This is a genomic window from Flagellimonas meridianipacifica (genome assembly GCF_003001695.1).
Taxonomy (GTDB): domain Bacteria; phylum Bacteroidota; class Bacteroidia; order Flavobacteriales; family Flavobacteriaceae; genus Flagellimonas; species Flagellimonas meridianipacifica.
On record NZ_PVYX01000002.1, the window covers coordinates 1,105,599 to 1,132,221 of the forward strand.

A 26,623-nucleotide genomic window follows, 5' to 3' on the forward strand; every position below is an offset into this window, starting at 1 on the left:
GATCAAATAGTTAGGGTAATCAATTAAAACCACTTTTAACCAATGCCGACCAAAAGAGTTCTATGTTTTTTCATTTTTACCTTCAGTGCAATTACAGTTATCGCTCAAAATTGCAACGATTTGGTAGGATGGATGAATTTGATTAAACAAGAATATCCTGAGGCCACATCTTTGCGATATATGAATCGTGCGAAGGTTCAAAAACTGGCCACCAATTATTTCTCGAAAGCTTATTTTGAACCCTATCGCGGAAAGACCTATGCACAACTTTCTCAGAAAACGTTGGTAAAGGATTTCAGGAAAATCCAAGTCTGTTTTGCTAAGGGAAATCATAGAAACGATCCACACTATAATTGGGTATTCCAGAACGTCATTTATAACAATTATCTAGCGTACGGCAATCCAAATTTTGTCAATCAGATAGCAACGGTCGATGCCAAACGCGATCAACTGGAAAAGGAACTGGCTACCATTTCAAAAAACAGTGTTTCAAAAAGTGAACTATTACAATTAAAACAGCGTTTAACCAGCGAGTATGCGTTGCTGCTCGATAGTGAGCTGAAACAGGCCAGTTCAGAAATTGACATCGCTATTGCCGTAAAAGCCGATACACAGCTTGATGAAATTCTAACTTCAGTTGAGCGATTAGATACCGATAAATCTTCTCTTGTAGAATTGTCGCAACTGAAAGAGAAAGGGAAGCAATTACTACCTCAAGCTTCCCGAGGTAAGCAAACTGATTTTCAATCCCGATTGGATGCCAAGGCCACTGCAGTATTGAAAAATGCCGTTGATTCAGATTTAAGTTCGGTCAGTCAGAATTTGAGTATAGAGATAATCAACCAAAAAGTTGTGAACTTTAAAAAAGATTACAGTTCATTTTCTAGAAATAGTGAGGTCAAGAAAGGTGAGAAAACGCTGATTGCAATCAAAGAAAACTTAGTTGAGGCTCAAATGAAATCCATTGAAAGCAGCATTGCCCAAGTGGACAATGACACGTTCCTAAGTTTGAAAAATAAGTATGCGAGCCACTTACCTGCGCAGTCCCCTCAGTACCAAAAACTAACCAGACTTTTGAATTCAAGAAAAAGGGAACTAGCGGAAGAGCAACGACTGGCACAACAACAGAAAAAACTCGACGCCAACAAAGGTCGCATTGCCTTTTTAGAAGACAATGGTATCGATGAAGGAACGATGGAGTTCAAAACCTTGGGATTAAACAATGCTGCTTTTTTTGATTACATCTATAGAGGTCATTTTGAAAATATTGAACTGGATGTCAACAGCAGTCATTTCTTGATGATTCTTAGCGGATATTTGAACACCTTCGGTAGTCTCTGTCCAGAACAGCTTCCTGAAGATAAGGTAGAGATAATGACGCAAGAATGCTCTAGAGAAAATGTGACTACAAATGGCTATGGTGTAGAAGTTGACAGGTATTGTATCGCCTGGCGAACGGTAGGTACAGGCATTTTTGCCGACCCAAAATTGTATGCTGCTAAAATGCGCTTGGTCGCAAAGCAGGATCAAAATGCTTTACGAACGGTTATCGATATGTACACTAATCCCAATGCGATGGGCAATTCAGTAGACCAGATCCATAAGGCCAAAGCCCTGCTGAACGATTGGTCCAATTTCTTTAGTTTCAACCCGTGCGACTCAAAAAGTATAGAACAGTTTGGCAAAAACCTACTGGCCTTTGCAAACCAGCAGGAACCTATTCGCTTAAAAGGAATGAGTAATTACGAAAAAATAAAGATTTTAGGCGGTCCTGGCGGTGACCAAAACTATACGAAGTTGTTAAATGACATACTGCAGAATCAATCTAAAACTTGGGCTATGAACAAGTATGTTAGTAATAGTATTAGCAATGTGCGCGAAATTAAATCACAAGATCAAACGCAGACCCTTTCATTGAATGCCAATTACAATTTCAACGGGCTGTTAGGAAAAAAGACAGGTGCCGTGACGGTCAAATTCAAGGATGGACTGCCCGATTGTATATACTTTTCAGACTTTCCAGAAAATTGTAAAAAGCCTAATGGCGCATTGGTTGCAAAGTACGTAATGGGACAGTACGGAATATAAAGTAATATATTTTGTAAGCTTCCCTTAAAACCGAACTGTTTAAAAGTAGAATTTTAATCTTAATTTTAGACAGTATGAGAAAGAGTAAATTTTCACCCACACAGATCGCAAAGATTTTAAAAGAGTTCGACAACGGTAAGAGTGTCGATCAGATCAGCCGTGAGCACGGTGTAAGTGCTGCCGCTTTTTACAAGTGGCGTTCCAAGTACGCAGGGATGAACTCTAAAGAGCTAAAGCGGCTCAAAGAACTTGAGGAAGAGAACCGTAAGCTCAAGCAGATGTATGCCACCCTGGCCCTTGACCATCAAATGGCAAAGGAGATCATTGAAAAAAAGCTTTAAAGCCCTGCCGTAAAAGGAGTATCGCCAAGGAACTTATTCATTACGGCATCAGCAGGGCGTCCCGTGTTTTAAATATGAGCAAAGCGGTTCACTACACCATCTTGAACCCAGTCGCAGAAAGTTCGACTGCATTCGCCAATTTAATGACCATAATATTAGCAAGAAATAGCAGTTTATTTGTCTAAAAGACGTTCTATACTTCCTCGGTGGTGGCTTTAGGAGCATTCGTTTTTACAGATTCTATACCGTTTTCCATACCTGTTGCGCTTTCGTACATTTCACTAGTCCCTATGATTTGACCATTACTAGCTTTCAGATTAAAATAATGTTTTCCGTTGCTGGATTTTTTTCGCTCAAAGCGGTTATCATCTTGTGAGTTTGTTCGAACAGATTCAATACCATTCATACATCCAGATCTAGCAGTATAGCCTTCACTAGCTAGTATGGTCTGACCATTTCCAGCCTTTAGTCTAAATCGATATTCGCTTTTCGCATCTTGTAATACTTCAAATTTTCCCATTGTAAAAAGTTTATAAGTAAAGGTAAGTAGTAGGTTTAAACGATTCATAGAATAACCTCCCGACTTATTAACCTAGTAATCAACAAGTTTTGTCTTCTGAATAACCCTAATCAGCAACCTTTATTATGTGGACTGGGAGTCTATATCCCGCTCCACCCCATTCCTCTCCCCTTGATAGCTATCGGGGTCGAGCAAAGCGGTTCACTACACCATCTTGAACCCAGTCGCTTCAACAGCGACAGCGTTCGCCGAGCAAAAATCTCACTCCAACCTTTCCTCCCACAAAGGTTTACAATTTTGCCTGAGACAGACTGCATAACCAGGCTCACTACCCTCGCACTTTTTATAAGTCCTTACTCAGTCAAAATTTAGATCACGTTGCCGAAAAGGATACGCGACGGCGCTATGGGAAGTACGTGGAAAATGAAACGGAGATTTCCGTGCTCAATTTTCAAAAGGCAAATAAAGCCAATAGCCTTCAAAAGAGATCATTCTAACCTAAATGAAAAGGGAAACGCTCAAGATATAATAAGTAGGTGGGAGGGTTGCCAATCTGGCAACTTATTGACACCATCCCATATCAAAATATATTGGCTTGCCGATTGCACTAATTGCTTAGAAATCAGATTAAAAAGACACCATCATTTTTAAGGATCTATTGCAGAATGCTCAAAAGTGTAGCTTAGAAGGTGTTAAAATTCAGAAATCTACGGGCAGGAAGAAAGCGCCCTTTAGCTTCGGAAAAAGGGTATGGAAATCCCGAAATAAAATGGAGGGATGGAATAGCAAGAGGGTAACCTGCTGGCGCAGGTTACGATATTGTAAAGCACTGTATTTCAGCTAGTTGTAAATATTGTAAATCATTGATTTTCAATTTTTTGCAACAAATCGGCTTGTATCCCCTATAAACAGGCTCATTTTTTCACCAAAAACCAAAAATATGGACTCATTTACCGCCATTCGTTTTAAGAAGGACACGGCTCAAAAGTTTAAGCAATATTCAAAACATATCGCGCCAACGCATACCCAAGCGATGGCCATGATGCTCGACTTTTTTGAGCGTAATCATTGCACTCCCGATGAAGATTATGGGCCTCATTTGATCCGGCTAGAGAGAAGGGTTTTAAAACGAATTGATTCTCTGATTGCAATTATCAAGAATATTGAAAAGACACAGACAAAACCCACCCATGCGATGTTGGCCGCCCTTTTTCAGGCCTATGAGCCTCCCAAACAAAAGCTTATGATAGAGAAAAATGACCCCTATCTGAATACGGAGGTTCGCTTTCGCGAAAAGAAATACAGCAATGATAAAGACGAGAACTAATGGAAAAAGTAAACTACATCATTCATCTCAATGCTATCTTAGAAAAATTCAACCGAGATACCAGAATCAAACAAGGGCATATAACATTGTACCTGGCTTTCTTTCATAAATGGAATAGAGACTATTTCAAGAAAAGGATTACAGTCAATAGAGGTCTAATCATGGAGCGAGCAAAGATCCGATCAAAAACTACATATCATAACTATCTTAAGGACTTGAATTGTTGGGGCTACTTGAAATACCTTCCCTCTAAAAATCCGTCTCTCGGCTCCAAAATCCACATGTTCAATTTTGGTACAAGTGCGAGTACACTAGATGGCCAAAAAATGGACAACACTGTCCCAGAACTAGGCCAAAATTTGGTACCTTATATAAAACACAAAACAATAAGAAAACTAAATAAAGAGCCTAACCTTAATTTTAATAAAGTAAATATTCTTTCTTTTTTTAAGGAAAACAATTGGCCGGCTATTGAAGGAGAAAAATTCTACATCTATTTAAGGACTAAAAAATGGAAGACTGAGAAGTGGAAAGCGATGGCTCATATTTTTGCCAAGAACAACTTTAGGCTAAACGAACCAGAAAGGGGTAGTCCATTTTTTGGCTATGTTACCAATTTACAGAGGAGGGGCAGGGGAGACAACGGCTAATCTTTGGGTTTAAACTTGTCTCTTAAAATTGCCATATCCTTACTCACTTTCATATCTAAAATCTTGGCGTAATGCTGAGTCGTTTTGAGATTGGTATGTCCGAGCATCTTACTCACAGATTCAATAGGGACGCCGTTAGTAAGCGTCACCGTTGTCGCAAAGGTATGTCTGGCCAAATGAAACGTGAGGTTCTTAGAAATGCCAGCAAGGGTAGCTATCTCCTTGATGTAGGCGTTCATTTTTTGATTGCTAAGCACAGGCAACACCAGATCTTTTTCTTTCAGTAGCTCATTATCTTGATACTTTGCAATAATCGTTTTGGCTATCGGCAGGATTGGGATATTGCTACGGGTATCTGTTTTAGAACGTTTGGTTTTGATCCATTCTTCACCATCGTTGCCCGTACTGATATCGCCTCGGTTGAGTTTCTTGACATCGGCGTATGCAAGGCCCGTGAAACAACAGAAAATAAAAATATCGCGAACTTGCTCTAAACGTTCCATTCTAAACTCGAGGGCAATGATTTTTTGAATTTCTTCCTCAGTGAGGAATTCGCGTTCCACGACTTTGAGCTTTCCTTTCCAATGCAAGAAAGGATCTTTATCAATCCAGTCGTTGGCGTGAGCAATACGGATGATCTTTTTAAAATTGGTGATATACTTGATCGCGGAGTTGTGCGCACACTTGCGAGTCGTTTTAAGATAGTATTCCAGCCCTGTAATAAACTTATGGTCTACTTCCTGCACAGGAATATCATTTCGCTTATATTTCTGCTTTACAAATGCTGCAACGTGTTTCTTACAAGTGCGATAGCGCTCTGCCGTTCCCGCGGCGAAATCTTTCCCAACGAGGCTGTCCACTTCATCATTATGCTCTTGAAAGATTTCTAGGAGCATTTTCTTTGTTTTGTCTTTGCCCAAATAGGTATCCCTTAAGTCAAAAGCCGTATAGGATATATTTTCTCTTTGGTAATTCTGTTGGATAGAATAGATCCTATTTCTAATGATACTAATCTCACGATTCATTTCCTGCGACGCTAAAGAATTCCCTAAAGCCTTTTGAGTTTTGGAGTTCCATTCACTGAGCTTGACTTTCCTATGAATACTGCACTCAGCCCTCTTTCCGTCTAAGGTCAGACGCAGATAAATGTTGGCCTTGCCGTGTTCATCGGCTTTGCTTTTTTTGACGTAGAACAGAAGAGATAGAGAATGTGACACCGAATAAGTTTTAAATTCTCTTCAATGTACTTAAAATAAATTAAAAAGAAATAAGTTTAAAATACTGATTATCAATATTTTAACTTCAATTCGGTGTCAGTTGCTGGACGTAAATAAGTGACACCGAATTGACCCCTTTTTAATTGATATTAAACGATATTACTTGATATCAATAAAAATAAAAAACCCTGAAAATCAGTGATTTACAGGGTTTTTGGTGCCTTTTGTAGGACTTTCCGCGGAGGAAGAGGGATTCGAACCCCCGGAGGTGTGACCCTCAACAGTTTTCAAGACTGCCGCATTCGACCACTCTGCCATTCCTCCTTTTGCGGGTGCAAATATAGCAAGCTTTTTCAATTCTTAAAGCAGTAATTCCCTTTTTTATATTTCTTGAAGGATTATTTTGAATTTAAAACTGCAAATAAGGAAAACAGTTAAAAAAACCCCAACTATTATATTAAGTTGAGGTGTTTCTTTACTTTAAGAAGAGATGTTTCTTAGTTGAACCAAAAATCTACTCCAAGTGAGATGGCATCAAAGGAGTCTCCATCAGTAGTAACACCCTTGTAAGCCAATACAATATCTATAGCATCGGAAATGCTATAAGCGATTTCTGGGCTATAGTAAAAACCGCCATCGTTCCCCTCATTGATTCCAATAGCGTAACCTAGGTAACCTCTTGCTGAGAATTGGTCATTAAAATTATAAATGGCTGTTCCCCCAACAGGAAGGAATTGGACGTCATCTATTTCAATGGTGAAACTACCAGATTCGATATCTTCTCCAAAAAAATGCCCGAATGCTGCGAAGGGTCCAGCTTGAAAATTGTCATCAATCTCAAAAATATACGCGAGATCTACGGCAATTCCAAAAGTGGTTAGGTCTGCAGCATCTCCAATGGGCAGTGCAAGGTCCGCACCAGCCCTAAACTGTCCCTGTGCTTGTACGGTTAGACTTCCAACAAGTAATGCTGCTGCAATAAAAACTAGTTTTCTCATAAATGTTTACTTTTTGATTTGTAGTAAAATTAGGATATTTTTTGAAGGTAGGATGTATTTTTTCAATAGGATGTTTCCTTTTTGATGAAGCCTGTATTTTTGTGCCCATGGATTCGTGGTATCATTATGCCCTGTTAATTACGGTGGGCTTTGCTGTCGGTTTTATAAATACCATTGCCGGAGGCGGTTCCTTATTATCACTTCCTACACTTATCTTTTTGGGTTTGCCACCAGCAGTGGCCAATGGAACCAATAGGGTGGCAATCGTTATTCAAACAGCATTGGCCACGGCCGGATTCAAAAGCAAGGGAGTTTCTACCTATCCTTTCAGTTTACGTCTGGGTATTTCAGCTTTTTTGGGATCAATTATCGGGGCGCAAATAGCTGTAGACATTGATGGGGAAACGTTTAATCGAATTTTGGCGATAGTTATGATGGCCGTTGTGCTTATTATCATTTTCAAACCCAAAATGAAGTTAGAGGAAATGGAGGAAAGGCTGACAGGTAAATACTTATGGTTGGGGATTGTGGTATTCTTCTTTTTTGGGATTTATGGAGGATTTATAAATGCCGGACTTGGATTTCTAATGATACTCTTTATGTATTTTGTCAATAGGATGAACCTAGTTCGGGTAAACGCCACTAAAGTTACCGTGGTGTTCATCTATATGTTATCTGCATTGGCGGTTTTTGTACTAAACGACAAAGTTAACTGGAGGCTAGGATTGATTTTGGCCATAGGCAACGGTTCTGGTGCATGGATAGCAAGCAGATTTTCCGTCAAAAAAGGAGATGGGTTTATAAAGACTTTTTTGGTGGTCATGGTGATAGCCATGGCCATTAAACTCTGGTTTTTTACCTAGTAGTTTACGTATTCCACAATTTCAAGTCCATAACCAACCATTCCTACTCTTCGGGTTTTACCGGAATTGGTTAGTAATCTAATCTTGGAAATATTTAGGTCATGAAGAATTTGTGCACCAATACCAAAGTCCTTGCTGTCCATTTCAATTTTAGGAGCTTTGTTGATTCCTTTTGCTTGCAGTTCCTTAAACTCTGCTAATCGTCCCAAGAGATTCATGGATTGGTTTCCTTGATTGATGAATATCATCGCACTTTTCTCTTCGGAATTCAAAACCTTGAACATTTTGTGAAGCACTTCATCCGGATTGTTGGTCAATGTTCCCAACATATCATTGTTTACCAAAGTTGAGTTAATTCTCGTGAGAATGGGTTCTCCACTTTTCCATGTTCCCCTAACCAATGCAATATGGATTTGGTCATTCGTAGTCTGTTTGTAGGCCCGAAGTCGGAAATCTCCAAATCGTGTTTTGATGTCAAAAGCTTCTTTTCGCTCAATAAGACTGTCATGCTCCATCCGATAAGCAATCAAATCTTCAATGGATACGATTTTTAAATCGAATTTTTTTGCAACTTCCATAAGCTGTGGCAAACGTGCCATGGAACCGTCCTCGTTCATAATTTCCACAATCACACCGGCCGGCTGAAGACCAGCTAATCGTGCAAAATCAATGGCTGCTTCAGTATGACCAGTTCTGCGAAGTACACCACCTTCTTTGGCAATCAATGGAAAAATGTGCCCAGGTCTTGCCAGTTCATGAGGTTTAATGGATTTATCCGTTAGCGCTAAAATGGTCTTTGCCCTATCAGCGGCTGATATACCGGTGGTCACTCCATTGCCACGTAGGTCGACAGATACAGTAAAAGCAGTTTCAAGTGGGTCAGAATTATGGGTCACCATTTTACCCAATCCCAATTGTTTGCATCTCCCTTCGGTCAATGGGGCGCAAATAAGCCCTCTACCATGGGTGGCCATAAAATTGACCAGTTCTGGGGTGATCAACTCGGCAGCGGCCATAAAATCCCCTTCATTTTCGCGATTTTCATCATCTACAACGATGATTACCTTTCCTTGTTTGATGTCGGAAATCGCTTCCTCAATAGTATTAAGCTGTATTTTTTTTTCTTTAGTAACCATTGTTATTTTTCAGCCTTTTTTTCTTTTTTCTTGAATTTGAAAAAGGTAGTGATACGCTCTACAAAATTACCATCTCCCATCAATCCGCGGTCCGCTGTGGCGCGCTGGGTTAAAAATATTCCCAACGGAAGCATTATCAAAGTGGATAACCACGCCCCAAAAGCGGGATGGATATTTCCTTCTTTAGCATAGTTACCCGCAAACACACCGATAAAATAGTAAGTCAAAAATAATACAATGGCTACAACCATGGGAAGTCCCAGTCCCCCTTTTCGTATAATGGCACCCAATGGAGCGCCTACGAAAAAGAGTATGATACAGGAAAAGGCCAGAGCATATTTTTGGTGAAGGGATAGGATGTGGCTATTGTAGAATTTGAATCTTTTTTGCAACTCGTCTTTTTTGGATTTGACGGTATTTAGAATTCCTGTGACTGTGGTTTTGGAACTATTGATGATTTGAAGCTGTTGCCACGTTTCCAATCCCGCAAACAGTTCTTCTACACTTTGTATACTATCCTTTTTCTTAGTTGTATCAGCTTCTTCTTTGCTATCAATATCTTTTTCAGGCTGTTTTGCTTTGGTTTCAATCCTTAAGCTATCTTTTTTGGTGAGTAGGGGAAAAGCTCCCATTCGGCTGGAGATGTTTTTGGAAAATGCTTCCACCTTTTTTAGGTTATCCTCTCCCAACGAGTCGATATCTTTAATCAAGCGGGTAACATTCTTCATTTTGTTGGTGGTTATGTTCCCGTCCTCTTCCAAATCTTGGTTATTAAGTTCAGAGACATCAATATTGATGGTGTAGGTCTCAAACTTGGATTTTGCGAAAGGATGTTTTCTTCGGTCCTTATTGGCCTTAGGTTTTAGTTCTTCGTAGTAGTTGCCATCCTTAAGCACCAATTGGATAATATCCGAATCCTCACTGCTTATCAATTCTCCTCCCTTGGCTTTTATCACTGTATTATTGACACCCTGTTTTGTTTTTTTATGGATGATGACATTCTCTAAGAACCTATCCTGCTCACCATACTTGCGGTCCACCTTAATGTTCATGCCTTCCCCGGTTCCTTCAAAATCACTGAACACCCCTTCGGTAATGGCAGCGGCGGGTTTTACTTTGGCAATGTTTCTTCTTAGATTAAAGGTCTTTTGTTCGGATTTTGGGATAACATTGTTCGCAAAAAAGAAGGTCACCCCACCTAGAAGAATTACGAATATGATCAGGCTTCTCATGGCACGTTGCAATGAAATGCCTGAAGCTTTCATAGCTGCGAACTCATAGTTTTCCGCAAAAGTACCAAAGGTGAGAATGGAAGAAAGTAAAACGGTCAGGGGAAGAACCTTGTCTACCAGACTGGGCATATAGTAAAAAAGGAACTTGCCAATAATGACCAATCCCAATCCTTTTCCCGCCAAATCATCGATAAAGAGCCATATTCCTTGGAAAATGAATATGACCATCAGAATAAGGAAGGAACTGAAGAAATTATAAAGGAATCTCGATAAAATATATCGGTCAAGAATTTTTAAATCCAATGCCTAGTTTCTTATGATATAATACCCCTCGTCTTCGTACTTTTTCTCGTCAAAGGTAAACAAGGTATTGGATAAGGCCTGATTGGTTTTAAAAGAATTAACGGTTATCGTGGTTTTGGTCCCGTTGCTACCTGTTTCAATCAGTTTATAGATATGCTTGGTTTCCGCATCAATTCCCAATAGTATCGAGGTAATTTGAGAATTGGTATCAATAGGGATAAGTTTTACATATTGAATTTTTCTTCCCTGTACATCTTGAAGAATGTCCCATTGATAGGTGTGCCCTTCTCTATAGAATGTAAGCATTTTGGAAGGAGTGATTGTATTCTCATCATCAGATTTATCTTCAATGGTCACTTCTTCATTATCTGGAACAACAGTATATACTTTTTTACCATCGTACAGTTGTTTGGAACCAAAGAGGTCAACCAGATATTTGTCACCCATTAGAGTGGCATTACCTCGAGTTTCACTTTTGGTATTGGCCTCGGTGTTTTCTAGGCTGTACTTAAAATCCACAAAAATATTATCATAATTGGTGACCTTATCGTAAACTTCATTCAGCAGCGCTTTTGCTTTAGGAGAATTCTGGGAAAACCCAGAAAATCCAATAGTTAGAATAAAAACGGCGAAAAGTATTTTTTTGAACATGGTGTGTTTATTTTTTTTCGTTTTCCAATAATTGTTCCAAGGAATAAATATCCGGAACCAGCACTTGACGTGCTTTGCTACCTTCAAAAGGACCTACAATGCCTGCTGCTTCCAACTGGTCAATGATTCTGCCTGCCCTGTTATATCCCAATTTCAATTTTCGTTGTATCAAGGATGCCGAACCCTGCTGCGCTGTTACTATAACTTCAGCAGCTTCTCGGAACATAGCATCCCTATCTGCAATATCATAATCAATCCCCGTGCCAGAATCTTCCCCTACATATTCGGGTAGGAGATGAGCCTCAGGATAGGCGCGTTGGGACCCAATGTACTCTGTAATCTTGGCCACTTCGGGGGTATCTACAAAGGCACATTGTAATCGTGTCACATCGTTTCCTTGAGTGAATAGCATATCTCCTCGTCCAATCAATTGGTCGGCCCCTTGCGCATCCAAAATAGTTCTGGAATCGATTTTTGAGGTAACCCTAAAAGCAAGCCTTGCCGGGAAGTTTGCTTTGATGATTCCGGTTATTACATTTACCGATGGACGTTGGGTGGCAATAATCAAATGTATTCCAATAGCTCTGGCTAATTGCGCTAAGCGGGCGATTGGAGTTTCCACTTCCTTACCGGCGGTCATAATGAGGTCGGCAAATTCGTCAATGACCAAAACGATATAGGGTAAAAACTTGTGCCCATCATTTGGATTAAGTTTTCGAGCCTTGAATTTGGTATTGTACTCCTTAATGTTTCTCACCATGGCCGTCTTCAGAAGCTCATAACGATTATCCATCTCAATACACAAGGAATTCAAGGTGTTGATTACCTTGGTTGTATCTGTAATAATGGCTTCCTCAGAATCAGGGAGTTTTGCCAAAAAGTGTCGCTCAATTTTATTGTAAAGTGTAAGTTCCACCTTTTTTGGATCAACCAAAATAAATTTGACCTCAGCCGGGTGTCTTTTATAAAGTAGGGAGGTAATTACGGCGTTGAGTCCCACAGATTTACCCTGTCCTGTAGCACCGGCCATTAGCATGTGGGGCATTTTTGCCAAATCCACCACAAAGGTCTCGTTGCTTATTGTTTTTCCAAAAGCAATGGGAAGTTCCATTTCGGCTTTTTGAAATTTGCTTGACGCGATGACCGACCTCATGGAAACGACAGTCGCATTTTTATTTGGTACCTCAATCCCAATGGTTCCCTTACCAGGTATAGGAGCAATGATACGAATGCCCAAGGCGGCAAGGGAAAGCGCAATATCATCTTCCAAATTCTTTATTTTGGAGATTCGGATTCCAGCCTCAGGAACTATTTCGTATAATGTTACCGTAGGCCCAATGGTTGCCTTGATTTGGGCAATACCAATCTTGTAGTTCTTTAGGGTGCTTACAATCTTATTTTTGTTTTCCTCAAGTTCCTCTTGATTGATGGTAATTCCGCCCGAGACACCATGTGGATCCAGAAGGTCCAATGGTGGAAATTTGTACTGACTCAACTCAAGCTTTGGGTCAAACTCGCCAAAGTCCTTGACCAGCTTTTCCGATTTTATGTCTTTTTCCTCTTTTTCTTCAACTACCTTCTCTACCTTTAGTCCTATATCGACTATTTCTTCTTCTTTCTCTGGTAGGTTTACATCCAACCCAGCTTCTTTTATAACAGGGGGAATATCCTTTTTATGGGTGTAAGTATCTATTTTTTCCGTTTCGGTATCTTCCATGCTCAGTTCAATGCTGTTGTCACCAGCAGCTAATGTGGCCATGGCCGGGGTTTTCTTCTTAGTGTTTGATTTAATGGAATTGCGCTGTGTGCGGAAAAAGTTGGCAAATCCTTCCGGGGTAAAATTGAAAAGTCGTACCAGAATTACCATCAAAACAAAGACAAGAATCAGGAATATACCAATCTTACCTACATAATCTTGAAGAAAGTCATTCATCTCAAACCCGATGGACCCTCCCAACAAAGGTTGTTCATAAGCAAAGAATCCCAATGCTATTGAGACCCAAATAATACCTAAAATACCCCAAATCCATTTTGAGATAAGCCCTTTACGGTTCAACCCTAAAAAAAGGTACAAACCGGTTATGGCCAAAAGCAAGGGAAAGGCAAATGAGGCCAATCCAAATCCCTTATACATGAAAAAGTGGCTTACAGCAGCTCCGAACTTATTAAGGAGATTGCTTGCCTCTGCATTTCTATCCTTAAACTCGGAGAGAAGGCTTTGATCTTCCTGCCAAGTGAAATAATAGGACATGAATGAAAAAAAGAGGGCAATACTCAACACTATCAACAGACTTCCCAAAATGATTTTGTTCTGTTTGGACAGTGCAAATGATATCTTCTTTTTTGAGGTTGAAGATTTTGATTTTGTTCTCTTTTTGGCCATTAAAAAACTTAGATAATGGGGCTAATTTACAAATTTACGTTTCCAGTAGTGCTTCCGGATGTAGTTTAGAACAGTTTAGGTAAATAGATAATGAATCCTACAATACTGGCCAATATGGATACAATCATAACGGCTCCAGCTGAAATATCTTTTATGAACCCAATTTTTTCGTGATGTTCTGGTTGAACATAATCCGCCAGCTTCTCAATTGCAGTGTTGACCCCTTCAATTCCCATTACCAGACCTATTGCTATTAGTTGGATTAACCATTCCGTTGGTGAAATATTAAAGTAAAATCCAGCGGCAGTTACACAAAGAGCAATAACAAACTGTATTTTGATGCTTGCTTCGGTCTTTAGTAAAAGAAACATACCTTTTAGGGCAAAGCCAACACTTTTTATCCTATTGGCCAGAAAAGATTCCTTAGGCATTATTGAGAGCTTCCAGTGCCGCTTGGTAGTTGGGTTCATCGGCGGTTTCGGAAACTTGCTCTGTGTATTTCACAGTACCTTCTTTGTCAAGCACAACTACGGCTCTTGAATGAAGGGTTTCAAATGCACTATCAGCAAATTCAACTCCATAATCCTTACCAAATTGCCCTGTTTTGTAATCTGAAAGCATTTCCACATTTTCAATTCCCTCTGCACCGCAGAATCTCGCTTGGGCAAAAGGAAGGTCTTTGGAAATACAGAGAACCTTGGTGTTTTCCAAACCAGCTGCCTCCTTGTTGAATTCTCTGATGGATTTTGCACAGGTTCCGGTATCCACACTTGGGAAAATATTGAGTACCACTTTTGAGCCTTTATAATCTTCCAAAGAGGAATTGGACAAATCTGATTTGGTCAATGTAAAACCTGGAGCTTTATTTCCTGAATTTGGCAGTTCGCCTACAGTTGTAGCCGGATTTCCACCTAAAGTTATTGAAGCCATAACGTGTTTTTTAGTTTGGTGTGAAGGTAAAAATATTAGCTCTGAAGAACTAAGTTCTTTTCGAAATTTTAATAACAAACAACAATTTGATTTAGGCTGCGGTTGATGTGGTGAGTTGCTTGATTTTTATTTTGAATGCTGCAAACAACAGAGTCATAAACGGACTTAGCCAATTGAAAATGGCGTAGAAAAAGTATTCGCCCACACTAACTCCCAAAACACCGCTGTGATAAGCGCCGCAGGTATTCCAAGGTACAAGAACGGAGGTCACGGTACCCGAATCCTCCAATGTTCGGCTTAAATTTTCAGGTGCGAGCCCTCTTTCTTCGTATGCTTTGGAAAACATTTTGCCTGGAACAACCAAAGCCAAATATTGATCTGAAGCAGTTACATTTAAGGCTAGGCAACTACCCACAGTACTTGCAAATAGTCCAAAGGTGGTTTTTGCCATGCTCAAAAGCGATTTGGTAATACGCTGAAGCGCACCAATGCCATCCATAATACCACCAAAGACCATAGCGCAGATAATCAACCAAATAGTGCCCAACATTCCTTTCATGCCTTTAGCTGAAAACAAATCATTTAACTCCGGATTATCGGTCGCAATGGATGTCTCAACGGTAATCGCATTTAACATGCCCTTATAACCCGTCTCAAAATTTAGTTGTTCACCGCCCCCTAATTTACTTACGATTTCTGGCTGAAAGATAAGGGCAAAAACACCACCGAGTAAGGTCCCTATCAACAGAGCGGCTAGGGGAGGAGTCTTTTTTACAATTAGAAAAATGACCACAATTGGCACAATGAAAAGCCATCCATTGACATTAAAAGCCGAATCAATAGTGCCCAGAATGGCATCTGTATCCGCGACACCAGAAGTGTTTATGGTGAAACCTAATATGATGAAGACAATCAACGTAATGGAAACCGTGGGAATGGTGGTCCACGCCATATAGCGAATATGAGAGAACAAATCACCACCTGCCATAGCTGGAGCCAAATTTGTGGTGTCACTCAAAGGGGACATCTTATCTCCAAAATATGCTCCAGAGAGTACGGCTCCTGCGGTCATACCTAAGGATATTCCCAGAGCCTCCCCAATTCCAATCAAAGCAATTCCAACAGTAGCCGCGGTTGTCCAACTGCTTCCAGTAGCAATGGAAATAATGGCGCAAATAATAACACAAGCGGCCAAGAAAATGGTTGGATTTAGTATTTGGAGACCATAGTAAATCATGGCTGGAATTATTCCACTTACCAACCATGTGCCTGACAAAGCCCCTACCATTAAAAGGATTAGAAGCGCACCTGTTGTTGATTTAACATTTTCGGCCACTTCTGCAATCATCTGTTTGTAAGATACTTTGTTGAAAAAACCGACTATAGCGGCAATAGCACCACCCAAAAGGAGAATAAATTGATTGGAACCACTAAGCGCATCATCTCCAAACACATAAACGTTATAAGCTAGCATTGCCACCAGTGCGAAGACAGGAATCAATGCTTCCCATATATTCAGTTCCCTATTTTCAATAACTTTTTCGTTCTGTCTATATTTGGCTTTCTTCTTTTTCTCCGACATGGATATGGGTTTGGTTTGGAGTAATATTACGATTTTGAATCAGCTTCTCCAAAATTGCTTACGCTCCTTTCAATTATTAAAAAGCGTTAAAAACCTCTCAATAGGATGTTAAACTTAAAATCCCAAGAGCATTTAATCGTTACTTTCAAATACCATCAATCAAAAAACAAACAGCATGAATTCACGAATGCGTGTGATTCTCACCGCAACGGCTACGGTAATAGGAGCCCTATCCCTGATACTTTACACAACACTTTCTAGAGATGTACTATTCGACAAAGTAAGCTATTGTACCTCTTCCTCGGGTACCCTTTTGTTAAGTGGAATGGCCGTATTGCTTTCTTCCGTAGTATCTGGATTTTTAGCTTCGCTTATCGTGGTACGCGACAATAATTGGCCCCATATTTTGATTTCCTTCTTCATAGTAGGTAAAATGTGCTTTGTTGTGCTTTGTGGAGAATTTAGTGGCCCCTTCTGGTTTGAAACGGGTCAACATCTCTCGCTTTTGGCAGGACTTTGGATAGGTTCTTTTGGTGCTTCAAAATTCCCTTTAGCTCCAATGTAAAAGTCAGGTAGTTTCCCAAAAAACATTCGTATTTTTACATCCGTTTTTGTAAAAGATTTTTCTAAACTTTTTAGCCTTTCTTTATGAGTCAATATGATGTGGCCGTTATCGGTTCTGGTCCAGGAGGATATGTAGCAGCAATTCGTTGTGCCCAGTTGGGAATGAAAACTGCAATTATTGAAAAATACCCCACATTGGGCGGTACCTGCTTGAATGTAGGGTGCATCCCGTCAAAAGCACTTTTGGATTCTTCACATCATTACGAAGATGCTGTAAAACACTTTGAAGAGCATGGCATCGATATTCCTGGCGAAGTAAAAGTCAATCTTAAACAAATGATTGCCCGTAAAGATGGGGTGGTGGAGCAAACTACGAAGGGCATTGTATTCCTCATGGATAAAAATAAAATTGATGTCTATGAAGGATTGGGAAGTTTTAAGGATGCGACGCACATTGATGTTGCCAAGAATGATGGTAGTGTAGAAACCATCGAGGCCAAGAATATCATAATTGCTACAGGTTCAAAACCATCTACACTTCCTTTTATTTCGATTGATAAGGAAAGAATCATTACTTCCACAGAAGCTTTAAAACTGAAAGAAGTACCTAAACACATGATTGTGATTGGCGGGGGTGTCATTGGATTGGAATTGGGACAGGTATACAAAAGGTTAGGCGCAGAGGTCAGTGTGGTTGAGTATATGGACCGCATTATTCCAGGAATGGATGGAGCACTTTCCAAGGAATTGATGAAGGTGATGAAAAAACAGAAAGTAAAATTCCATCTTTCGCACAAAGTAAAATCTGTTGAACGTGTTGGTGATGAGGTAGTTGTAAAAGCAGACGACAAGAAGGGGCAAGAAGTGGAATTCAAAGGAGATTACTGCCTGGTTTCAGTGGGTCGCCGTCCTTATACCGATGGTCTTAATGCCGAAGCTGCTGGAGTCCAGTTGGATGAACGGGGGAGGGTAGTGGTCAATGATCATTTACAGACCACTGCTTCCAATATTTATGCTATCGGTGATGTAATTCGCGGTGCCATGCTTGCGCATAAAGCAGAAGAGGAGGGTACCCTGGTTGCAGAGATTTTAGCAGGTCAAAAACCCCACATTGACTATAATTTAATTCCTGGAGTAGTATATACTTGGCCTGAAGTAGCCGCCGTAGGAAAAACGGAAGAGGAACTAAAAGAAGCGGGCATTGAATACAAGGTAGGTCAGTTTCCAATGCGGGCCTTAGGTCGTTCCCGAGCCAGTATGGATACCGATGGTTTTGTGAAAATTCTGGCTGACAAATCTACGGATGAAGTGCTTGGTGTTCATATGATTGGTGCCCGCTGTGCGGACTTAATAACAGAAGCGGTAACTGCCATGGAATTTAGGGCATCTGCTGAGGATATGGCACGTATGAGCCATGCACACCCTACCTATGCCGAGGCAGTAAAAGAGGCGGCTTTAGCAGCCACAGAGGATAGACCCATACACATCTAGGAAACAGACAATACTCGATTAATAGGAAGGTTAATAGCCTTTTTAAGTATGACACGTTTGTTGGTAACTCCCCAAATGGTGGTTTCTACTTGTTTTATGCCTTCATCATCCTTGAATAGGATTCGAACCTTTTGACGCTCAAGATTGCCTAAACGCATGGCCTTGAATAAGCTGGTGCATCGTTGGCTTCGCTCTTGTTTTACGTTGAGTACATCTTCCTTTGGGAAGTTTAGGAAAGGAACATTTTCTTTATCTATAATTATGATGTTGGGATTCTTCATGGTGTTATGTTTTTAAATGAATTAGTGCTGATTCAAATTTTAATATCCTATTTGATGAGGGTTACGTCCGGAAAGGCGGCCTTGTAGCCAAACCAAAAAGCGTTGAAGGAATGGAAGCGTTCCAAAATCTTTCCATCGGGTCCTTCCAAGCTGTTTTCCTTGACAGTCCATTTGTTGCCCTTAGAATCTTTGGCAGTACGGTTTCCATCATACTCCAAGAATTCAATAGTGTTGGTTTTAAAGACCCTATGGGCACCAGATTTATCAGTAAAAACAGTAAAAGGAGTCTTGCCAATGCTATTTTTATAAATAGGCTTGCGTTTAAGGAAACGACTACTTATCGCCAAGTTCTCATCAGGGTCTTCGGGCAAGCGAATGACCAAAATCTCGTCTTTGTTTTTTAAGCTTTTGTCTATTTCAGGAACGGTGAACATTAAATCATCAGTGGCGAAATAATCGCGATAAGCCACACCTTCACGATAATCCCTTCTGTGCCCAGTATCCAAGGAAAGCACCTTGGTATCAGGGTGTCTTTTTTTCCATTCTCCCCAAGTTGTGGTTACAACGCTCAAATAGTCCAGTCGAATTCCTTTTCCAACCAAAGGCCCAATAACAGGCTCACCTTCCAGAGTACTCCACAGCGATTGGGTAGCCTTATCATACATTAGTTTGTTGGAACGATATAAAAAACCGCTTGTTCCCATTTGATGGTTTACCCCATTATGCTCGGTTTTATACAAAACAACCGTACCGCATAAAGTACAGTACACTCCTGCAACAGGGATACCACCCACTTCATCCACAAACATTTCGTGCCAGGCCAGTATTTGTTTGGGATATGCTCTGGCATCTCCATTCACTTCAATACCAAAGACGATCGCGCTATCCTTGAGATAGGTTGCTTCCAAAGGACGAATCATTTTAGGACTGCGCAGCGGGGGGATTCCATCTTGTAGAACTCCACCCCAACGTACTTCATCCAAGCGGATAGTGGATTGTTGACTTCTATTCAAAAAATACTTGCCAAACTTGGGGTCGATTAATCGATGCAGTTTGGATTTGTATTCAAAATACTCTGCAGGATATGCAGCTTCTTTCTTCCAAATCCATTGAAACCATTTATCGTAATCCAATCCAAATTTCTTTCCTGTTTTTTGCTGTAATATTTGCAATAGCTTGTTGGAGTGCCTTTTTGAACGTGCAAAATAAGTAGCTTCCAAAAGCATGATTTCATAACCTTCTTGCCAATTCTCCTCAATATATTTTAGGGCTCGTGCTGTCAGATACGGGTCATCTTCACGTAAAAGATCTAAAAAGAATTGTGCTGTATCATCTTTTTCAACTATTCTATTTCCTGTTGGACCTACTGGGAAATTTATGGCTAGTAAAGAGGAAAATGTTAAAACAAGGGAAATAAAAAAAAAGAGTTTCTTCTTTATCTTGGGTATTACGAGCATTATGTTTTTTCATAATGGGTCGCTCCAATTTACGTTCACTAAAGCTTTTAACTAATTTTTGTGAAAGAAGAGTTGTACAATTAGTTCTTGGCAATTCCGAAAACACGGATTAAAAAAACTCGAATTTTAATTGCAACTTCCTTTAAAACAGGAGTCGCAACCTTATACAATTCCAGGGATTGCATTTTAATTACCTGTACTAAATAGCCAATGTTGGCTTTTATTTGCGCCTCATGGGTTTTGTACCTCAAGGATAGAAATGTACAGATGAACATAAAGGCCAATGCACCTGGAATAACTATAGCAGGTGAAAGGGAGTGGTTAAAAAAGCGATACAATCCCATTCCTGTGAAGCTACCATACAGAATGATAAAATGAATCACATAGATAGTCAATGTGCTAGCACCAATTTTCAAAATGGTTGCATTGCTCATAAATCTTCGCAAAATCATGAAAATCGCAAAAACGACAAACACATCGCCTAAGCGAATGAACAGGTAGTTGTTTTGTTCAATAAGTGCAAAAAGCCCGATTGAGGTTGTTTCATGCAACCAAATAAGACCTTTGGAGGAATAGAAAATCAATAGGAGACCTAAAGCCCCGGAAATTGTAATAGCCGAAAGATATAGATGTTTGAAGTTTTTATATCTGGTAAAAAGAACTGACAGAAATCCACCAATAGTAGCATAGCCCAACCAAGGTATAATGGTAAATACCGAACCATTTGCCTTAGTAAAATAGTTAGCGACGGCATTCGGCAAAAACGAAAAAGACCATTGTTTGTATATCGGCTCAAACGTAAAAAGCAGTAAGGTTACTCCAAGTAAAAGCGTAGGGAACAATATTTTGGATTTATTGGCACTGAACAAATACAGACCAATGACTGACAATATGGATAAGCCTATACAATGTAGTACATCGACTAAATAAAATGAATCGTAAATGTTGCCGCTAAGCAGACCAAAGAGATTCATACGAAGAAGGTAGCCTATAAGTAAAAGTTGCAACCCTCTTCGAATTCCTTTTTTTACTCGAGGATTTGCCATTCCGATTTCGGGAACTCGAATCAGCAAATAAGTAAAAATGAAACCAGATACAGTAAAAAAGACTGGGGCCGTTATTCCTCTAAAGTACTTCCATGTGGTGAAAGCTAGATTATTTTCGTCCCTAAATACAGGGTCAAGCAGTCCATCAATAAAGTGTCCTTGGAGCATCATCAAGATGGCCCAAGCCCTCATGGCATCAATGAAGAATAATCTGTTAGTTTTGGTATTCATGTCAAAAGGCTACCCTATATACTTGCTTTACAGCAGTTTTGGATGTTTGGCACGCCAAAATTAGATAAAATACGTTCATCTTTTAACGCTTTACGGTATTTTAGCGAAACAATCAAAGAATTATTGTTATGGCTGAGATTTTAGCATTCGCGGGAAGCAATTCCTCAACTTCTATCAATTATGAATTGGTCAAGTATACGGTTTCTTTAATTGATAATCACAACGTACAGACTCTGGATATGTCTAGATATCCCTTTCCCATGTACTCGGCCGATGAGGAAAAGAAAAAGGGATTTTCCAATTCCCTAATAGAGTTTAAGGGGTATTTGCAACAATCCCAAGGTCTAATTCTTTCGGTGAATGAGCATAATGGGAACCCATCCGGATATTTCAAAAATCTGCTGGATTGGCTTTCCCGATTGGAGAGAAAATTTCTAGAGGACACCCTGGTTTTTCTAATGTCAGCGTCCACCGGAAAGGGTGGTGGAAAAGGAGCTTTAGAAGTAATAAATACGATTTTACCGCGATTCGGAGCTGAGATTGCTTCTACATTTTCCTTACCATCTTTTGGTGAAACTTTTGCAGCGGGCGAAATTTCAGATGCGGCACTTAGGGAGCAGCATGCTGCCGCTCTTCAGACTTTTCTTCAAAAACTAAACTAAAGCTCTTGCCCAGAACATCACGTTCATTTCCTATAGCTGATAGTCGAAAATTCAAGGATGCCATTCTAGAATGGACTCGAAGCTACGAAAAAGTGGTGTGGCTTGACAGCAACGGACATTCTGATAAGTATAGCTCAATCAATGCTGTTGTTGCTTTATCAAGACAGACCAATAGGTCTGATTTTGAAACTGATAGCATCGATGAAGCACAAGAATTCATCGACAAGGAGAAGGATTGGTTGTTTGGATTCATAACCTATGATTTTAAAAATAAACTCGAATCCTTGCAATCCAATAATTCTGACCATCTTGATTTTCCGGAACTATATTTTTTCTGCCCTGAGAAAATCATCTTTGTGAAAGAGAATGAAGCTGAATTTAGTTATCAGGAAAGCTGTGAAAATGAAATTGAAGATAATTTTTTGAATCTCGTAGGAGAAATAAGAGCAAAACCTAATTTCCTTTCCGAAGGAATCCGTATCCAAATGCGTATTCATAAGGATGCCTATTTTGAAAAGGTAAACAGTATGTTGGCTCATATTCATCGCGGGGATATTTACGAAGCCAACTTCTGCCAAGAGTTTTACTCCACCGAAAGTATTATCGACCCGTGGTCCACGTATCGGAATTTGAACCAGATTTCCCAACCACCCTTTGCTACTTTTTTGCGCTTACATAACAAGTATCTGCTTTGTGCTTCGCCAGAACGATATCTTAAACTAAAAAAGGGAAGCATAGTTTCCCAACCCATAAAAGGTACGGCTAAACGGGACTCAGATCGAGAAAAGGACCAAATGCTGAAGATAGAGTTGGCACAAAATCCAAAGGAACGGGCCGAAAACATTATGATTACCGATTTGGTGCGCAACGATTTGTCCAAAAGTGCTTTAAAGGGAAGCGTCAATGTAGATGAGCTCTGTAAGGTCTATACCTATAAACAGGTGCATCAAATGGTGTCCACGGTTACCGCTGAAGTATCTGAAATAACTCCCTCAACGGAAATAATCAAACAAACTTTCCCTATGGGAAGCATGACCGGGGCTCCAAAGGTGTCTGCCATGAAATTGATTGAAGATTTGGAAGAAAGCAAAAGGGGATTGTATAGTGGCACGGTTGGGTACTTTGGACCTAATGGGGATTTTGATTTCAATGTGGTAATTCGAAGCATACTGTACAATGCCTCAAAAAAATATGTTTCCTATTCCGTTGGTAGTGCCATTACGGCTCAATCCATTCCTGAAAAGGAATATGAAGAATGCTTGATAAAAGCCAAGGCCATGCGAAGTGTATTGGAAGGTGAAAACAGTTAATGTGTACATTTGAGTCGTGCTTGAAAAGTTTCAACGACATATAGAAGTCAATTTTCCTATTGTAAATAAAAAGAATCTCCTAATAGCTTGTAGTGGAGGTTTGGATAGCGTGGTTTTGACACATTTATGTGTGCAATGCAATCTCAATATTACTCTGGCTCACTGTAATTTTAAACTGCGTGGTGCGGAAAGTGATGGGGATGAAATTTTCGTAAAGCAATTAGCGGAGGAACTAAATGTGGAATATGTCTCAGTCGTTTTTGATACTCTTAAGGAGGTAACTGAACACGGAGGTTCTGTTCAAATGGTAGCGAGGAAATTGCGGTATGAATGGTTCGAAACCGTTTTGGATGAACGAAAATTGGATTATATACTTACGGCCCATCATGCGGATGATGCACTGGAAACATTCATTATAAACCTTTCAAGAGTTACGGGTATCGATGGACTTTCTGGAATTCCAGAATCCAATGGAAAAATTTTACGACCTCTTCTTCCGTTTTCCCGACAAAAGATTTTAGAATATGCCAAAAGTAAAAGACTAAAATGGCGGGAGGACAGCAGTAATTCTGATTCAAAATATCTCAGGAACAAAATCCGGATGGACATTACCCCCAAACTGAAGGAGTTGCACCCAACGTTTCTGAATAACTTTTTGATGACACAAACTTTTTTATCCCAATCCAAAACTGTTTTGGAAAATAGGATTAAAGAAGTCAAAGAAAAAGTCTTTAAGGAAAAGGGCGATACCGTCAAGGTAAGGATAGCAGATTTGAAAGCTTTGCAACCTTTGGAAATGTATTTGTATGGCTTGTTCAAGGGTTACGGATTTACCGAATGGGATGATGTAAAATCGTTGCTCGATGCAATGAGTGGAAAAGAGATTCATTCAAATACCCATAGATTGTTGAAAGACCGGGATTTCCTTTTACTTCGACCTAAACAAGAAAAACCTGAGGCAATCTTCTTTATTGATGAAAACAAAGAAAGGATAGAAGCTCCTATTCCCTTACATATAGAAACCACTGCAGAATTTGAAAAATTGGATGGAAGCATCGTTTTTTTGGATAAAGAAAAGTTAAACTATCCCTTAACGTTAAGAAAGTGGAAAAAGGGCGACTATTTTTATCCACTGGGAATGCAGGGGAAAAAGAAATTGTCCAAATTTTTTAAGGATGAAAAAATGGATGTTTTTTCCAAAGAAGCCCAGTGGTTGCTCTGTTCTGGAGAAGAAATTGTTTGGGTTATAGGAAAACGGGCAGATGAACGTTTTAAAATAGATGGGAATACAACCCAGATTGTAAAGATTACATATTTGATATGAGGTTATTGATTAGCATATTGTTTTTATTGATTGGAAACATCTTTTCAACCTACGGTCAATTGGATGAAAATCCGGCGACTTGGAGCCATGAGGTGAACAAGGTTTCGGATTTGGAATATGAGTTGATATTTAAAGGGAAAATAGCAGAGGGTTGGCATGTATACTCCCAGTACACGGCAGAAGGAGGTTCTCTGCCAAGTGAGTTTACCTTTGAAAAGGCTGGTGAAGACTATGTGTTGATTGGAAAAACCACCGAGAGCGAAACCATAAAAGAATATAGTGACATTTTTGAAGTAGAAGAAACCTTCTTCAAGAAGGAAGCCATTTTTACCCAAAAAATCAAATTACTCAATCCCGATGTAAATCAGATTACTGTCAATTTGTTTTATCAGATATGCCAAGAAGTCTGCATTCCAATGGATGAGTTTTTTCAGATATCCTTGGATGGAAGTGCCTTTGTGGCAACTGAAAAAGAAATTGATGAAAATAGCTTGGCTTTGGGCTCCTCACTTAAGTTGGATTTAAAAAATACAGAACTACTTGCCCAAAATGAGTTGGGAAATTCAAGTAAAAGTTCCAACCTCTGGATGATATTTGGACTTGGATTTTTGGGAGGATTGATTGCTTTGTTAACGCCATGCGTTTTTCCCATGATTCCTCTTACGGTTTCATTTTTCACAAAAAAATCAAAGAAAAGGGCGAAAGGAATCATGGATGCGGTACTATATGGTTTCTTCATTGTTTTGATATATTTTCTATTGAGTCTCCCTTTTCATCTTTTCGATTCGGTGGACTCACAGATTTTGAACACAATAGCCACCAATATTTGGCTCAATGTCTTTTTCTTCGTCATATTTGTCTTTTTTGCCTTTTCATTTTTTGGGTACTACGAGTTGACATTACCCAGTTCATGGGCCAATAAGATGGATGAAGCATCTTTTAAAGTAGGTGGTGGTTTAGGAATCTTTTTTATGGCCTTGACCCTAGCTATTGTCTCTTTTTCTTGTACAGGTCCAATTTTGGGAGGTCTTTTGGGGAGTACTACCTTGGCCGAAGGTAATGTGGCCATCAATCTTTCCGCAGGAATGGTTGGATTCGGTTTGGCACTGGCTCTTCCTTTCACCTTGTTTGCTTTGTTCCCAGCCTGGTTGAATTCGCTTCCAAAATCTGGGGGATGGATGACCACAGTAAAGGTTGTCTTGGGCTTTTTGGAATTGGCTTTGGCTTTCAAATTTTTATCCAATGCGGATTTGGTTGGAAATTGGGGGCTGTTAAAGCGTGAGATTTTCCTGGGAATATGGATTTTGTTATTTGTACTTCTTGCCTTATATCTTTTCGGGGTATTTAGATTTCCACATGATGACCCAAAACAGAAATTGTCCCCGACACGCAAAATAGTTGGTCTTGTTTCCTTAGCTTTTTCAGTATACTTGATTTTGGGGCTTTCTGGTAAGGTGAACTTAAGATTATTGAGCGGATTCCCTCCACCTGATTTTTATACGGTTCAACAAACGGATAGTGATTGCCCCTTAGGCCTGGATTGTTTTAAGGATTTTGATGAAGGAGTGGCCTATGCAAAAGCTGAGAACAAACCCATTCTTTTGGATTTTACGGGATGGGCATGCGTTAATTGCAGAAAAATGGAGGAAAATGTTTGGAGTCAGGCAAGTATCTACCAAATGCTTAAAGAGGAGTACGTTCTGATATCCCTTTATGTGGATGATAGAAAGGAACTTCCAGTCGACCAGCAATTTGATTTTAAATATGATTCAGGTAGAGTAAAAACTATTGAGACGATAGGGCAAAAATGGGGAACTTTTCAAACCATAAACTTCAATGCCGCTTCGCAACCGTATTACGTTCTTTTATCTCCTAACTTGGAAGTACTTAGTGAAGCTGTGCAGTACGTTGATGCTGAGGTGTATGAGGAATGGCTCAAATCAGGTTTGAATAACTATGAGCTGTCAATGAACCAATAAAAGGCTTATTCGTTTCAGATTCCTTTAAAAAAATGTAACTTCGGTCAGCTAAATAAC

23 protein-coding genes, 1 tRNA gene and 1 pseudogene are annotated in these 26,623 nt (G+C 39.8%); 11 read left to right on the plus strand and 14 right to left on the minus strand.

Annotated features, from left to right (window positions below; all coding sequences use genetic code 11):
* Window positions 1-42 precede the first annotated feature (42 nt).
* Entirely contained in the window at window positions 43-2,088 is a 2,046-nt protein-coding gene (locus CLV81_RS15105) for a hypothetical protein (RefSeq protein ID WP_106145992.1), read from the plus strand.
* Between the two features lie 74 nt (window positions 2,089-2,162).
* Window positions 2,163-2,524 (plus strand): annotated as a pseudogene (locus tag CLV81_RS15110) (transposase); the annotation flags it as partial.
* 98 nt (window positions 2,525-2,622) lie between these two features.
* Here CLV81_RS15110 and CLV81_RS15115 read toward each other — a convergent pair.
* Window positions 2,623-2,949, minus strand: a complete 327-nt coding sequence (locus CLV81_RS15115; protein ID WP_106145994.1) for a YegP family protein — start codon at window positions 2,947-2,949, stop codon at window positions 2,623-2,625.
* Between the two features lie 940 nt (window positions 2,950-3,889).
* On the opposite strand from CLV81_RS15115, the gene CLV81_RS15120 reads away from it, so the two are divergent.
* Window positions 3,890-4,276 (plus strand): BfmA/BtgA family mobilization protein, encoded by a 387-nt coding sequence (locus CLV81_RS15120; RefSeq protein WP_211298016.1) that lies wholly within the window; start codon window positions 3,890-3,892, stop codon window positions 4,274-4,276.
* A complete protein-coding gene (locus tag CLV81_RS15125) occupies window positions 4,276-4,926 on the plus strand; it encodes a hypothetical protein (RefSeq protein ID WP_106145996.1) in 651 nt (216 codons plus the stop codon). Before CLV81_RS15120 ends, CLV81_RS15125 begins: the two co-directional genes overlap by 1 nt.
* Here CLV81_RS15125 and CLV81_RS15130 read toward each other — a convergent pair.
* From CLV81_RS15130 to CLV81_RS15140, 3 genes are all read right to left on the minus strand, one after another.
* The gene (locus CLV81_RS15130) at window positions 4,923-6,143 is read right to left on the minus strand and encodes a site-specific integrase (protein ID WP_106145998.1); all 1,221 of its coding nucleotides are present in this window, start codon (window positions 6,141-6,143) and stop codon (window positions 4,923-4,925) included. The two genes, CLV81_RS15125 and CLV81_RS15130, sit on opposite strands and share 4 nt — an antisense overlap.
* A 239-nt stretch (window positions 6,144-6,382) precedes the next feature.
* Window positions 6,383-6,467, minus strand: a tRNA-Ser gene (locus CLV81_RS15135).
* A gap of 173 nt (window positions 6,468-6,640) precedes the next feature.
* On the minus strand, window positions 6,641-7,141 hold the full coding sequence (locus CLV81_RS15140) for an outer membrane beta-barrel protein (RefSeq protein WP_106146000.1): 501 nt from the start codon (window positions 7,139-7,141) through the stop codon (window positions 6,641-6,643).
* Window positions 7,142-7,248: 107 nt separating this feature from the next.
* Here CLV81_RS15140 and CLV81_RS15145 point away from each other — a divergent pair, with 107 nt between their 5' ends.
* A complete protein-coding gene (locus CLV81_RS15145; protein ID WP_106147617.1) occupies window positions 7,249-8,004 on the plus strand; it encodes a sulfite exporter TauE/SafE family protein in 756 nt (251 codons plus the stop codon).
* Here CLV81_RS15145 and ribB read toward each other — a convergent pair.
* The 7 genes from ribB to nhaC all read right to left on the minus strand — a co-directional run bounded on the left by ribB (window position 8,001) and on the right by nhaC (window position 16,221).
* Window positions 8,001-9,140: a 3,4-dihydroxy-2-butanone-4-phosphate synthase gene (ribB, locus tag CLV81_RS15150; protein WP_106146002.1), complete on the minus strand. Its 1,140-nt coding sequence runs from the start codon at window positions 9,138-9,140 to the stop codon at window positions 8,001-8,003. The two genes, CLV81_RS15145 and ribB, sit on opposite strands and share 4 nt — an antisense overlap.
* A 2-nt stretch (window positions 9,141-9,142) precedes the next feature.
* Complete coding sequence (locus CLV81_RS15155; protein ID WP_245912053.1) at window positions 9,143-10,600, minus strand: LptF/LptG family permease; 1,458 nt, start codon at window positions 10,598-10,600, stop codon at window positions 9,143-9,145.
* A gap of 78 nt (window positions 10,601-10,678) precedes the next feature.
* A complete protein-coding gene (gene lolA1 / locus CLV81_RS15160; protein ID WP_106146005.1) occupies window positions 10,679-11,326 on the minus strand; it encodes an outer membrane lipoprotein periplasmic chaperone LolA1 in 648 nt (215 codons plus the stop codon).
* Between the two features lie 7 nt (window positions 11,327-11,333).
* Window positions 11,334-13,709, minus strand: a complete 2,376-nt coding sequence (locus tag CLV81_RS15165) for a DNA translocase FtsK (protein WP_106146007.1) — start codon at window positions 13,707-13,709, stop codon at window positions 11,334-11,336.
* A 65-nt stretch (window positions 13,710-13,774) separates the two neighbouring features.
* Window positions 13,775-14,140, minus strand: coding sequence for a diacylglycerol kinase (locus tag CLV81_RS15170; RefSeq protein WP_106146009.1), 366 nt, complete (start codon window positions 14,138-14,140; stop codon window positions 13,775-13,777).
* The gene (tpx, locus tag CLV81_RS15175) at window positions 14,133-14,639 is read right to left on the minus strand and encodes a thiol peroxidase (protein WP_106146011.1); all 507 of its coding nucleotides are present in this window, start codon (window positions 14,637-14,639) and stop codon (window positions 14,133-14,135) included. The genes CLV81_RS15170 and tpx overlap by 8 nt, the downstream gene beginning before the upstream one ends.
* Window positions 14,640-14,730: 91 nt before the next feature.
* Window positions 14,731-16,221: a Na+/H+ antiporter NhaC gene (gene nhaC / locus CLV81_RS15180; RefSeq protein ID WP_106146013.1), complete on the minus strand. Its 1,491-nt coding sequence runs from the start codon at window positions 16,219-16,221 to the stop codon at window positions 14,731-14,733.
* 175 nt (window positions 16,222-16,396) lie between these two features.
* On the opposite strand from nhaC, the gene CLV81_RS20465 reads away from it, so the two are divergent.
* Window positions 16,397-16,786 (plus strand): hypothetical protein, encoded by a 390-nt coding sequence (locus tag CLV81_RS20465; protein WP_146129907.1) that lies wholly within the window; start codon window positions 16,397-16,399, stop codon window positions 16,784-16,786.
* A gap of 83 nt (window positions 16,787-16,869) precedes the next feature.
* Window positions 16,870-18,276 (plus strand): dihydrolipoyl dehydrogenase, encoded by a 1,407-nt coding sequence (gene lpdA / locus CLV81_RS15185; RefSeq protein WP_106146015.1) that lies wholly within the window; start codon window positions 16,870-16,872, stop codon window positions 18,274-18,276.
* Here lpdA and CLV81_RS15190 read toward each other — a convergent pair.
* The 3 genes from CLV81_RS15190 to CLV81_RS15200 form a co-directional block, all read right to left on the minus strand.
* On the minus strand, window positions 18,273-18,557 hold the full coding sequence (locus CLV81_RS15190; RefSeq protein ID WP_106146017.1) for a hypothetical protein: 285 nt from the start codon (window positions 18,555-18,557) through the stop codon (window positions 18,273-18,275). The two genes, lpdA and CLV81_RS15190, sit on opposite strands and share 4 nt — an antisense overlap.
* 47 nt (window positions 18,558-18,604) lie before the next feature.
* Window positions 18,605-20,014, minus strand: a complete 1,410-nt coding sequence (locus CLV81_RS15195; protein WP_106146019.1) for a DUF3179 domain-containing protein — start codon at window positions 20,012-20,014, stop codon at window positions 18,605-18,607.
* Window positions 20,015-20,094: 80 nt separating this feature from the next.
* A complete protein-coding gene (locus tag CLV81_RS15200; RefSeq protein WP_106146020.1) occupies window positions 20,095-21,291 on the minus strand; it encodes an acyltransferase family protein in 1,197 nt (398 codons plus the stop codon).
* Between the two features lie 128 nt (window positions 21,292-21,419).
* On the opposite strand from CLV81_RS15200, the gene CLV81_RS15205 reads away from it, so the two are divergent.
* Genes CLV81_RS15205 through CLV81_RS15220 form a run of 4 tightly spaced genes read left to right on the plus strand, consistent with a single transcriptional unit; the run spans window position 21,420 to window position 26,566 of the window.
* The gene (locus tag CLV81_RS15205; protein WP_106146022.1) at window positions 21,420-21,953 is read left to right on the plus strand and encodes an NADPH-dependent FMN reductase; all 534 of its coding nucleotides are present in this window, start codon (window positions 21,420-21,422) and stop codon (window positions 21,951-21,953) included.
* Between the two features lie 5 nt (window positions 21,954-21,958).
* The gene (locus CLV81_RS15210) at window positions 21,959-23,263 is read left to right on the plus strand and encodes an anthranilate synthase component I family protein (RefSeq protein WP_106146024.1); all 1,305 of its coding nucleotides are present in this window, start codon (window positions 21,959-21,961) and stop codon (window positions 23,261-23,263) included.
* Between the two features lie 16 nt (window positions 23,264-23,279).
* Window positions 23,280-24,587, plus strand: coding sequence for a tRNA lysidine(34) synthetase TilS (tilS, locus tag CLV81_RS15215; RefSeq protein WP_106146025.1), 1,308 nt, complete (start codon window positions 23,280-23,282; stop codon window positions 24,585-24,587).
* A complete protein-coding gene (locus tag CLV81_RS15220; protein WP_106146027.1) occupies window positions 24,584-26,566 on the plus strand; it encodes a protein-disulfide reductase DsbD family protein in 1,983 nt (660 codons plus the stop codon). Before tilS ends, CLV81_RS15220 begins: the two co-directional genes overlap by 4 nt.
* Window positions 26,567-26,623 lie beyond the last annotated feature (57 nt).